The organism is Streptomyces longisporoflavus (assembly GCF_014649775.1).
Lineage (GTDB): Bacteria > Actinomycetota > Actinomycetes > Streptomycetales > Streptomycetaceae > Streptomyces > Streptomyces longisporoflavus.
This window is the reverse complement of record NZ_BMTR01000091.1, coordinates 1-2,864: the sequence shown is the minus strand read 5'-3', so window position 1 is coordinate 2,864 and position 2,864 is coordinate 1. Positions and strand designations below refer to the sequence as shown.

The 2,864-nt window shown below is 70.8% G+C and carries 3 protein-coding genes and 1 pseudogene; 2 read left to right on the top strand and 2 right to left on the bottom strand.

What is annotated here, in order from left to right; translation table 11 throughout:
• Positions 1–459: pseudogene (locus IE226_RS43465) on the bottom strand (hypothetical protein); the annotation flags it as partial.
• 478 nt (positions 460–937) lie between these two features.
• Here IE226_RS43465 and IE226_RS43460 point away from each other — a divergent pair.
• The gene (locus IE226_RS43460) at positions 938–1,180 is read left to right on the top strand and encodes a hypothetical protein (protein ID WP_190087063.1); all 243 of its coding nucleotides are present in this window, start codon (positions 938–940) and stop codon (positions 1,178–1,180) included.
• Between the two features lie 376 nt (positions 1,181–1,556).
• On the opposite strand, the gene IE226_RS43455 is transcribed toward IE226_RS43460, so the two are convergent.
• On the bottom strand, positions 1,557–1,718 hold the full coding sequence (locus IE226_RS43455) for a hypothetical protein (RefSeq protein WP_190087062.1): 162 nt from the start codon (positions 1,716–1,718) through the stop codon (positions 1,557–1,559).
• A gap of 832 nt (positions 1,719–2,550) precedes the next feature.
• Between IE226_RS43455 and IE226_RS43450 the strand changes: the two genes are divergently transcribed.
• Positions 2,551–2,826 carry a hypothetical protein gene (locus IE226_RS43450; RefSeq protein ID WP_308429615.1) on the top strand — a complete coding sequence of 92 codons (276 nt, stop codon included), beginning with the start codon at positions 2,551–2,553 and terminating at the stop codon, positions 2,824–2,826.
• Positions 2,827–2,864: the final 38 nt, after the last annotated feature.

The window sequence follows — 2,864 nt, the reverse complement described above, 5'->3', positions numbered from 1 at the left end:
GCTCTGGTCGGCGATGCTGTCCCACAGGCGCAACTGTGCCCGGGAGAAGGCGGCCAGGGCCTCATAAGAGGCCTGCCGCCACGCCTGGTGCCCGGCTGCGGCGTACTCCGCCTGCTCGGGGTCGTGGCCGGCGGCGATGAGCCACAGCACCCACAAGGCCGGGTCGATCCAGGCCGCGCCGAGCGAGACCCACCCCCAGTCGACGAGCCGCACCCCACCGTCCGCGATCAGGACGTTCTCCGGATTCCACTCGGTGCGCAGCAGTGCGGACCCGTCGAAGTGGTGGAGCTCCTCAGGGGCGGCGCAGCCGGCCATCCGGTCGCTGAAGCGCCGCATCTGGACGACAGCAGGTGAGGCGAGGGGGTGGAGTGTGAACCCGCGGACGGCTGACCCCTGCAGGGGCTTGGTGCGGGACGGCAGCCCGTACAGCGCGCTGACCTGCGTGGTCGGGGCTGCCACGCCAGTGGTCGGGGCAGCGGCGGGGTGTAATGGTCGGTATCTACCACCACCCCGCTCCCGGACAGGTCCCCTGTTGGGCTCTGGAGGGCGGGGACCCGGCGCCGTGTCCTCGCGGCTGACGCTGCGCAATGCGCTGACCTGCGTGGTCGGGGCTACCACGCAGGTGGTCGGGGTAACGCCGGAGGCCAGTGGTCGGTATCTACTACCGTCCTCTCCGGGCCGGTCTCTGGTGGGCGGGGGCCCGGCTTCGTGTCCTTGCGGTTGGCGCTGCGCAATGTGCTGACCTGCAGTGGTCGGGGCTGCCAGGCGGTGGTCGGGGTAGCGCCGGGGTGTAATGGTCGGTATCTACCACCGCCCCTCTGCCGGACAGGTCCCCTGTTGCGCCCTGGTGGGTGGAGACTCGGCGCCGGGGCCTTGCGGCTGGCGCTGCACGATGCGCTGACCTGCGTGGTCGGTATCTACCACCTCGCTGGTCGGGATGAAGGCCAGGACGGTGGTCGGCATCTACCACCACCCCGTCCGCCCCGGCTCGGCGTGGGCGGCCGAGCCCAACACCCGGCGGAGGCGGGGGCGTACCGCGCTGATGGCGGCGGGCCGCCGGTATTGCTCATCGGCCGTCGACGTCGCCTGGCGCGTGTCGCTCATCGTCCGTCGCTCATCGTCCGTCGGTCATCGTCCGTCGCTCGTCGGTCATCGCTCATCGCCGTGGGTCGTCGCCTGATGGTGGTGGTCTGTCGTCGTTGTGATGCGTGGCTGCGCAGCGTCGGTCCATTGCTCGCTGATCGGTGTGCGTCCGGTGCAGGCGTAAGGGCCGGTTCCAGACGGCGTGGTGTGCGCAATGCGCTGACCTGCAGTGGCCGGGGTCGGCGGGATAGTGGTCGGGGTGGCGTCGGGTCCCGCGGCTGACGCTGCGCAGTGCGCTGACCTGCGTGGTCGGGGCTGCCAGGCTGGTGGTCGGGGTAGTGCCGGGGTGTAATGGTCGGTATCTACCACCGCCCTTCTGCCCGCGGGGCCCTGTTGCGCTCTGGTGGGCGGAGACCCGGCGTCGTGTCCTTGCGGCTGGCGCTGCGCGGCGTGCTGACCTGCGTGGTCGGTATCTACCACCATCCCGGCCACCCCGGCTCGGTGGGGGCGGTGAGGCTAAACCGCCGGCGGAGGCGGCGGTGCACCGCGCTGATGGCGGCGAGCCATCGGTATTGCTCATCGGCAGCCGACGTCGCCTGCTGCTCATCGCTCATCGTCCGGGGGTCGTCGCTCATCGTCCGTCGGTCATCGCTCATCGCTGCGGGTCGTCGCCTGACGGTGGTGGTCTGTCGTCGTTGTGATGCGTGACTGCGAAGCGGCGGCTGCGCAGCGATGGTCCCTTGCTCACTGATCGGTGTGCACCCCGTGCGCGTGCACGGGGCGGTGCCGGGCGACGCGTTGTGCGCAGCGCGCTGACCTGCAGTGGTCGGGGGTCGGCGACGTGGTGGTCGGGGCGGCGCCGGGGAGGGTGGTCGGTAGCTACCACCGGGGTTCTGCCGGCGTTCGGATGGCTGCGGGCGGCCGCTGCGCAACCCGCTGCGCAGCCGCGTCGGTTGGCCGGTGCCGGGCGATGATGACTGCTCCGTCGGTGATGGCCGGCCGCGTGGTCATCGCCGTCTCGGGCATCGCTGCGCAGTGCAGGACCGCTGCGCAACGGGCGGCCCATCGTCGTCAGCGACGAGGGCTGCGCAGCGGGTGCGCTTGAGGGACACCATCGCGCTGCCGCGCGGTGCGCATTGCGCACACAGCAGCAGGAGGACACCGCCTGCCACCGTGCGCACTGTGCCCGGCTGTTGAGCAGATTCCCGCCTCTCTTGAGCGGGAGACCCGTGTTGGTGGCTGGTGGTCGGGCCCGACCACCGCGTTCTGAGCGTGTTGTGACCGTTTCGTTATCGTGGTCGGGGGTCTGTGGTCGACAGTCTGGTCGGGGTCGGCGGGTTGCCTCGAGGGCATGAATCACACACAACCTGGGTTCCCCGGCCGCCCGCCGCGTGAGGCTCTACTGGCGTTGCACGGCCTTGTCCGTCGTCCGGCACGCTCCGGTGCCGCTGTGCTCGGAGCGTTGCGGTGAGCGGGTACGGCGCCGGGATCCGGCGCGGCGAGATGGCCGCCGACCGCTTCACGCAGATCGCCAATGCCCTGTTCCGTGATCCGCGGATCTCCTTCAAGGCCAAGGGGATCTTCGGGCTGGTCTCGACGCACCGCGACGGCTGGCGGGTCACCCTGCTCGAGCTGGGCCGCTGCGGTCCGGACGGGCGCGGTGCGGTGCGTTCGGGCCTGGCGGAGCTGGAGGCATTCGGCTACCTCACGCGCGAGCAGGTCATGTCCCGCTGGGTGGTGTAGTCACGGCGGCTGTTTTGCTTCCGGTTGTGGGGGCGATC